The sequence below is a fragment of the Actinomadura logoneensis genome (genome assembly GCF_003428695.1).
Taxonomy (GTDB): domain Bacteria; phylum Actinomycetota; class Actinomycetes; order Streptosporangiales; family Streptosporangiaceae; genus Spirillospora; species Spirillospora logoneensis.
The window spans coordinates 1-7,833 of the sequence record NZ_QURH01000189.1; the positions used below are offsets into that span (position 1 = coordinate 1).

The 7,833-nt window shown below is 74.8% G+C and carries 8 protein-coding genes and 1 pseudogene; 7 read left to right on the top strand and 2 right to left on the bottom strand.

Annotated features, from left to right (window positions below; all coding sequences use genetic code 11):
* Together DZF91_RS39625 and DZF91_RS10090 are read left to right on the top strand one after the other, a co-directional pair.
* Positions 1 to 856, top strand: a pseudogene (locus DZF91_RS39625) (hypothetical protein); the annotation flags it as partial.
* A 7-nt stretch (positions 857 to 863) separates the two neighbouring features.
* Positions 864 to 2,345: an FAD-binding oxidoreductase gene (locus tag DZF91_RS10090; RefSeq protein ID WP_117357211.1), complete on the top strand. Its 1,482-nt coding sequence runs from the start codon at positions 864 to 866 to the stop codon at positions 2,343 to 2,345.
* Positions 2,346 to 2,396: 51 nt separating this feature from the next.
* On the opposite strand, the gene DZF91_RS10095 is transcribed toward DZF91_RS10090, so the two are convergent.
* Positions 2,397 to 3,251 (bottom strand): hypothetical protein, encoded by an 855-nt coding sequence (locus DZF91_RS10095; RefSeq protein ID WP_147341086.1) that lies wholly within the window; start codon positions 3,249 to 3,251, stop codon positions 2,397 to 2,399.
* Between the two features lie 112 nt (positions 3,252 to 3,363).
* Here DZF91_RS10095 and hisN point away from each other — a divergent pair, with 112 nt between their 5' ends.
* From hisN to DZF91_RS10120, 5 genes are all read left to right on the top strand, one after another.
* Positions 3,364 to 4,176, top strand: a complete 813-nt coding sequence (gene hisN, locus DZF91_RS10100; protein ID WP_117357213.1) for a histidinol-phosphatase — start codon at positions 3,364 to 3,366, stop codon at positions 4,174 to 4,176.
* 137 nt (positions 4,177 to 4,313) lie between these two features.
* Positions 4,314 to 4,505, top strand: a complete 192-nt coding sequence (locus DZF91_RS10105) for a hypothetical protein (RefSeq protein ID WP_117357214.1) — start codon at positions 4,314 to 4,316, stop codon at positions 4,503 to 4,505.
* Positions 4,506 to 4,652: 147 nt separating this feature from the next.
* The gene (gene lhgO, locus DZF91_RS10110) at positions 4,653 to 5,831 is read left to right on the top strand and encodes an L-2-hydroxyglutarate oxidase (protein ID WP_117357215.1); all 1,179 of its coding nucleotides are present in this window, start codon (positions 4,653 to 4,655) and stop codon (positions 5,829 to 5,831) included.
* Between the two features lie 62 nt (positions 5,832 to 5,893).
* On the top strand, positions 5,894 to 6,733 hold the full coding sequence (locus DZF91_RS10115; RefSeq protein ID WP_117357216.1) for a helix-turn-helix domain-containing protein: 840 nt from the start codon (positions 5,894 to 5,896) through the stop codon (positions 6,731 to 6,733).
* A 51-nt stretch (positions 6,734 to 6,784) separates the two neighbouring features.
* Complete coding sequence (locus DZF91_RS10120) at positions 6,785 to 7,603, top strand: oxidoreductase (protein ID WP_117357217.1); 819 nt, start codon at positions 6,785 to 6,787, stop codon at positions 7,601 to 7,603.
* A 39-nt stretch (positions 7,604 to 7,642) separates the two neighbouring features.
* Here the strand turns inward: DZF91_RS10120 and DZF91_RS39630 are convergent.
* A partial coding sequence (locus DZF91_RS39630) for a GNAT family N-acetyltransferase (RefSeq protein WP_199486531.1) occupies positions 7,643 to 7,833 on the bottom strand: 191 nt, incomplete at its 5' end.

Sequence of the window (7,833 nt, forward strand, 5' to 3'; positions counted from 1 at the left end):
CGGCCCGCCGGACGGCTCGGCGGGCGGCTCGGCGGGCGGCTCGGCGGAGGGCCCGGCGCCGTGGCTCTCTCCGGCCGTGCCCGGCTCCCCGACTCCGCCGCCGAAGGACCCTTCGGTGGACGTCCACGTCCCGTCGCCGGTGCCGCCGCCCGCACCGCCGCCCTCCGCGCCGTCCGCCGGGGAGGACACCCCGCCGTCGCCGCCGTCCGGGCGGGTGCCGTGGCAGATCGTCATCCCCGCCGGGGTGTTCGGTGTCCTGCTGCTGGCCGCGGTCGTCGTCATAGCCGTCTTCCTGAACGACCGAGGCGTCGACGACGCGTCCGGGAACCCGTCGCCCACGTCCGCGCCGACGGCCGGGACGACCTCGCCCACGAGGCAGGCGCCGCCGTCCTCCGCGCCCGTACCCAGCGGTTACACGCTCTACGACGGAGGAGACTTCAAGGCGGCCTACCCCACGGGCTGGACGGTGACCGACAACGGCGGGCAGGCCACGTTCCGCGACCCGGCGGCGGGCGTCGTCCGGGGCATCTCGGCGTTCAAGTCGAGCGGTCTCTTCGTCAGCAACGCGGTGACGCTCGACCAGGTCAGCCGGCGCCTGCGCGAGAGCGGCGACTACCGCACCTACCACGAGGTCAACCGGCGGAACTCCGTGCCGCTCGCCGGCCACGACGCGGCGGAACTGGAGTTCACGTTCACCAAGGCGACCGACGGGAAGGACATGCAGGGCAGGGTGAAGGTCCGGGTCTTCCAGGTCAGCGGTGGCGCGGAGGCCGTCCTGCTCGCCGCCTCACAGAAGGACTGGGACGGCGGCCTGAGCGCCTACGAGGAGTTCTGCAAGTCCTTCCAGCTCAAGTGACGAGGTCATGGCGTTAGAACGGCGTACGTTCCTCCTGGCGGCCGGAGCGGGCATCCTGGCCGGATGCTCCTCGTCCCCCGGCAAACCCGCCCCCGCGCGCACGAGCCGCGCCTCCCCGACCGGGCCCGCTGACTGGAACGCGCTCGCACGCGGGCTGCACGGCCGGGTCGTACGCCCAGGGGACGCCGACTACGACCGCGCCCGCCGGCTCTACATCCCCCGCTTCGACGACGTCCGGCCCGCCGGGATCGCCTACTGCGCCCAGCCCTCGGACGTCGCCGAGTGCATGGCGTTCGCCGCCCGGCAGCGGATTCCCGTCGCCGTGCGCAGCGGAGGCCACAACTACGCGGGCTGGTCCACGGGAACGGGCCTGGTCATCGACGTCTCGCCGATGGACGCGATCGACATCGGCGGCGGGCACGCCACGGTCGGCGCGGGCGTCCGGCTCATCGACCTGTACGCGCGGCTCGGCGCGCGCGGGCTCACCGTCCCCGGCGGCAGCTGCCCGACGGTCTCGGTCTCCGGCCTGACGCTCGGCGGCGGGCTCGGCGCGACCTCCCGGGCGTTCGGGCTGACCTGCGACGCCGTCGAGTCGCTCCGGATCGTCACGCCGGACGGCGTCCTCCGGGAGTGCGACGCGTCCCGGGAGCCCGACCTGTTCTGGGCCTGCCGGGGCGGAGGCGGCGGCAACTTCGGCGTCGCGGTCGGCTTCACCTACCGGACCCACCGGGTCCCCGACCAGGTGACGCCGTTCACGATGAGCTGGCCGCGGTCCCGGGCCGCCGAGGCGCTGCGCGGCTGGCAGCGCTGGCTTCCGTCCGCGCCCGACGAGGTCTGGACGAGCTTCCAGCTCGACGCCACGCGCGGTGTCTCCGTCGAGGGCTTCGCGCTGTCCGACCCGTCCGGCCCCACGGACGCCCTGGCCGCCGCCGTGGGCGGCGCGAGCCCGGACCTGGCCGCCCACCCCCAGTCCTACACCGACGCCATGCTGCGGCTCGCGGGCTGCGTCGGGCAGACCGTGGACGAGTGCCATGCGCAGGGACGCCTCCCCGGTCAGCACGTCGCGGGCCGCTTTCCCCGCACCGACTACACCGCCAAGTCGCACATGGCACGCCGCCCGCTCCCGGACGACGCGATCGAGTCACTCGTGCGGCGCGTCCGGGGACGCGACGGACGGTCCGTGCTGCTCGACGCGATGGGAGGGGCGATCGGCCGCGTCGCGCCGTCCGCCACGGCCTTCCCGCACCGCGACGCCCTGTTCTCGGCCCAGTACCTCGCGCCGAGCGACGACATGGCGTGGCTGCGCGGCGTCCACGGCGCCATGGACCCCTACCTGCGCGGCGCCGCCTACGTGAACTACACCGACCCGGAACTGGCGTCCTGGCGCACCGACTACTACGGCGCGAACGCCGGCCGCCTCGGCGCCGTGAAAGCGAAGTACGACCCGAACGCCCTGCTCCGCTTCCCCCAGGCCATCACCCCCGCCTGACCGCAGCGGGCCAGGGCGGGCGGGTGAGCGGCCGGTGGGGCGGGCGGGCGGTCACTCGTCGGCGAGGCCCTCGAACAGGGTCGCCGCGCGGGCCTCGGTCTCCTGCAGCGCGCGGACGTGCTCGGGCGCCAGCTCCTCGACGCAGTCGGTCATCTCCTGCGTGACGTGCGAGAACGCCGTCTCCTCCGCCGCCCGTAGCGCCGCGCGGACGGTCGCCGAGCGGGCCCCCAGCGTGGCCCACTCCAGTTCGAGCCGCGCCACAGCCTCGTCGAACGTCCGGGAGAGCTCGGTGCTCTCCTCGCGCAGGTCGTCCGGGACCGGCCCGCGCCCCGACTGCCGCGCGCGGGTGGACAGGCCGGAGATCCGGCTCGCCAGGGCCAGCCCCTCCCGCGCCATCGGCAGCACGCCGTGGATCAGCTCGGTGACCGCCTTGGCCAGCTCCTCCACCCGCGTGAGCAGCGTCTGCGTGGCCTCCTCCAGCGCCGCCGACGTCCGCCCGGCGACCTTCTCGGCGACCTCCCGCTGCCGCCGGGTCAGCTCCGGGACGATCTCGCCCTCCAGCCGGCGGCGCAGCTCGCGGGCGCGGTCGCCCGCCCGGTCGGCGGGGAGCGTCCGCTCCAGCCAGTCCGACCAGATCCGCTCCACCCGCTCGGCGCCGGACGCCGCGATCTCCGCGGTGATCTCGTCCATCGCCTCGCCGGCCCGCGTCTTGAGCCGGTCGACCCGCCCGTACAGGGCGTCCCGCTTGAACGGGTCGTTCAGCTCGTTCAGCAGCGCCTGCAGCCGGCGGGACACGTCGATCGCGTGCTCCGCCAGCGGGACGAGCCGGTCGGCGAGTTCGTCGAGCGTCGAGGCCCGGCGCGGGTCGGTCAGTTCGGCCACCCATCCGGGAAGGTCGTGCGCCATGCCCGCCATCGTCCCATCCCGGCACGCTCCGCCGCCTTTCCGCCACGCTCCGGCGCCCGACCTTCCGGTACGGCTGTCGTCCCGGCCGGAGGGCGCGGTAGCGTGTGCGGCCGTGGCGAGCTATTCCGATGACCTGCGGCTGGCGCACGTGCTGGCGGACGCGGCCGACGACATCACCACCAAGCGGTTCCGGTCGCTGGACCTCGCGGTCGAGACCAAGCCGGACCTGACCCCGGTCAGCGACGCCGACCGCGGCGTGGAGGAGCAGATCCGGTCCACGCTCAGCCGGGCGCGCCCGCGCGACGCGGTGCTCGGCGAGGAGTACGGGCGGACCGTCGGCACCGGCGGCAACAAGCGGTGCTGGGTGATCGACCCGATCGACGCCACCAAGAACTTCGTCCGGGGCGTCCCGGTGTGGGCGACGCTCATCGCGCTGATGGAGCGCGACGAGGTCGTGGTGGGCGTGGTGTCCGCGCCGTCGCTGAACCGCCGCTGGTGGGCGATGCGCGGCGGCGGCGCGTGGACGGGCCGCGCCCTGAACCGGGCGCAGCAGATCCAGGTGTCGCAGGTGTCTGGCCTGGCGGACGCGTCGCTGTCGTTCTCCTCGCTCTCCGGCTGGGAGGAGCAGGGCCGGCTGGACCGGTTCCTCGACCTCACCCGCTCGGTCTGGCGGACGCGCGCGTTCGGCGACTTCTGGTCGCACATGATGGTCGCCGAGGGCGCCGTGGACATCTCCGCCGAGCCCGAGGTCTCGCTGTGGGACCTGGCCGCCCTCCAGGTGATCGTCGAGGAGGCGGGCGGCATGTTCACCGACCTGTCCGGCATCCCCGGCCCGGACGGCGGCAGCGTCGTGTGCACCAACGGCCGCCTGCACGCCGACGTGCTGAAGGCGCTCGGCGGCGGTCGCCTCACCCTCCGCGTCTGACCGGCCGGAGCGCCGGGACGCCGCGCGGTGTGTCGCTCGGGGCGTCGCTCGACCGCGGGGGAAACGCGACATATCGTGGAACCGGCGGCCCGTCCCGGCCGTCTGTACAGGTGGGCGGCCGTACGGAGGTTCAGACCATGTCATCCCCGGCAAAAATCGCCATCGGCGGCGTGATCGTCGCGATGGTGCTCTGGTTCTTCCTGCCGACCTGGGTGGTCGGCCTGCTGGTGCTCGCCGCGATCGGCGTCCCGGTCGCGGGTTACCTCATGCTCGACCCATCCCAGCGCCGCCGGGTGCGCGCCCAGGGCCGCAAGCGCCTGGGCAGCTGACCCCGGCCCGTCCGCACGGCCGGCTGGCTGGGCCGGCCGGCTGAGCCGGTCGGCTCGGCTCGGGTGGCCGGTTCCGGGCGGGGCGGGGTGGGCGCGCGAGCCTGGGCAGGCGACGCGTCCGGACCGTAGGGTGCCCGGGTGACCGAAATGCGCATCGGCGTGGTCGGCGCGGGCATCCTCGGCCTGGCGGTGGCGCGCCGCCTCGGCGAGGTCCGTCCGGGTGCGGAGATCACCGTCCTCGACAAGGAGGACCGGGTCGCCGCGCACCAGACCGGCCACAACAGCGGCGTCGCCCACGCGGGCCTGTACTACGCGCCCGGGTCCCTCAAGGCGACCCTGTGCCGCCGCGGGATCGGCATGCTCAGGGAGTACTGCGCCGACCGCGGCCTGCCGTACGAGGAGTGCGGCAAGGTCGTCGTGGCGCGGACGTCCCGCGAGCTCGACCCGCTGCTGGAGATCGAGAAGCGCGCCGCCGCCAACGGCGTCCCCGGCCTGCGCCGCCTCACGGCCGCCGAGCTGCGCGAGGTCGAGCCGAACGCGCGCGGCGTCGCCGCCCTGCACTCCCCCACGACCGCGATCGTCGACTTCCCGGCGGTCGCCCGCGCGTACGCGCGTGACGTGACCGACGCGGGCGGGGAGCTGCGGCTCGGCTTCGAGGTCGTCCGGATCACGCCCCGCGGCGGGCGGGTCGCGGTCGCGTCCCGCGACGAGGAGCTGGTGTTCGACCGGCTGGTGGTCTGCGCGGGCCTTCAGTCCGACCGGGTCGCGCGGCTCGCGGGCGACGGCCCCGGCCCGGCGATCATCCCGTTCCGCGGCGAGTACTACCGGCTGACCAGGCCGGACCTGGTGCGCGGGCTGATCTATCCGGTCCCCGATCCGCGCTACCCGTTCCTCGGCGTGCACTTCACGCGGCGCGTGGACGGCGGGGTGGACGTGGGCCCGAACGCCGTGCTGGCGCTCGCCCGCGAGGGCTACCGCCGCCGCGACGTGAACCTCCGCGACCTGCGGGAGACGCTGGCGTGGCCCGGCTTCGGCGCGCTGGCCCGGCAGCACTGGCGGACGGGCGCCAAGGAGGTGTACGGGTCGCTGTTCAAGCACGCGTTCGTGAAGGAGGCGCGCTCGTTCGTCCCCTCGCTGAGGGCGTCGGACGTGGCGCCCGCGCCGGCGGGGGTGCGGGCGCAGGCCATCGACCCGGACGGCTCGCTCGTGGACGACTTCCGCATCAGCCGCCTCGGGCCGGTCACGTCCGTCCGCAACGCCCCCTCGCCCGGTGCCACGTCGTCGCTGGCCATCGCCGAGCACATCGTCGCCGAGGCGTTCGGGTAGGAGTGCCGCGGCCACCCGGATCCCGCCCGCGCCGCATAGCGTCGGGGTCAGGAGGTGGACAGATGAGCGACAGGCGACTGGCCGAGTTCCTGCGGGCGCGCCGCGCGCTGGTGCGTCCCGAGGACCACGGGCTCGCCCCCGGCGGGGACCGCCGCACCCCCGGCCTGCGCCGCGACGAGGTGGCGATGCTGGCCGGTGTGAGCACCGACTACTACTCCCGGCTGGAGCAGGGACGCGAGGTGCGTCCGTCCGCGCAGGTGCTGGACGCGCTCGCCGGGGCGCTGCTCCTGGAGGACGAGGCGGCGGCGCACCTGCGCGGCCTCGTCGGGACGCCGCGTCCGCGCCGCAGGGCGTCCCGGCGCGAGCGGCTGCATCCGAGCATGGCGTCGCTGATGGACCGCTGGTCCGACACCCCGGCGCTCGCGCTCGGCCGCCACCAGGACGTCCTGGGCGCGAACGCCCTGGGCGCCGCCCTGTTCGAATGGCTCGGCGACGAGACCAACCTGCTGCGCGCGCTGTTCCTGAACCCCGCCGCCCGCGACTTCTACCGGACGTGGGACCGCGTCGCCGAGAACTGCGTGGCGTCGCTGCGCGCGGCGTCCGGCGGCGTCCCGGACGATCCGCGGCTGGTCGAGCTGGTCGGCGAGCTGTCGATCGCCAGTCCGGAGTTCGCGCGGCTGTGGGCGCGGCACGAGGTCCGGTCCAAGACGCGGGAGGCGAAGCTGTTCCGCCACCCGCGCGTCGGGGATCTGACGCTGGGCTACGAGGTCCTGACCGTGAACAGCGCTCCGGGGCAGCAGCTCGTCGTCTACCAGGCCGAGCCGGGCAGCCCGTCGGAGGAGTCGCTACGGCTCCTCGGCTCCCTGTCGGCCCCGCCCGCGCAGCCCAGACAACCCCACTGACCTGTTCTTTCTCTCATTCCACGCATCAGCTCCCCCGAAAGTCGAGTTTTCATGTCTGTTTGGTTCATCACCGGTGCGTCCCGCGGCCTCGGCCTGGAGATCGCGAAGGCGGCGCTGGCCCGGGGCCACCGGGTCGTGGCCGCCGTCCGCGACCCGGACGCGATGCCCGCCCTGGACGGCGACCACCTGACCGTCCGGCTCGACGTCACCGACGAGCACCAGGCCAGGGACGCCGTGCGGGCGGCCCTGGACCGGTACGACCGCATCGACGTCCTGGTCAACAACGCGGGCTACGGCCTGTTCGGCGCGGTCGAGGAGATCAGCGACGCCGAGGCCCGCGCCCTGTTCGACACGAACGTGTTCGGCCTGCTGAACGTCACCCGCGCGGTCCTGCCGGCCTTCCGCGCGCAGCGCTCGGGCCGCGTCGTCAACATCGGCTCGATCGTCGGTCTCGCCGCCGGCCCGGCGACGGGCGTCTACGGCGCGTCCAAGTACGCCCTGGAGGGCATCACCGAGGCGCTGAACGCGGAGCTGGCCCCGCTCGGCGGGCACGCCACGGTGGTCGAGCCCGGCTCGTTCCGGACCGGTTTCCTCGGTTCGACCAGCATGCGCCGCGCGGCGGCGTCCGTCCCCGAGTACGGGGAGACGGCGGGGAAGGTGATCCCGGTCCTGGCGGCGCGGGACGGGCTCCAGCCGGGTGACCCGGCCAAGGCCGCCGCCGCGGTCCTGGAGCTCGTCGCCTCGCCCGCCCCGCCCGTCCGCCTCCCCCTCGGAGAGGACTGCGTCACCCTGCTGGAGTCCAAGCTCGCCCGGGTCAGCGAGGAACTGGAAGCCTGGCGGGAGACCTCCCTCTCGACGGCGGTCGACTGACGACCGGCCCCCGTCCCGCTGGACGGCCTTCTCCCGCTGCTAGGTCAGCGCCTTGCGCATGACGATCGTCGGACGGCCCTTGGCGACGTCCGGGCGGCGGTCGGTCTCCTCGTAGCCGAGGGCCGTCCAGAAGGCGAACGCCTCGGTGTTGGCCTCCAGGACGCCGAGCCAGACGGTCCGGTCGCCGCGTGCGCGGAGCCGGGCCTCGGCCGCCGCCGCGACGGCGCGGC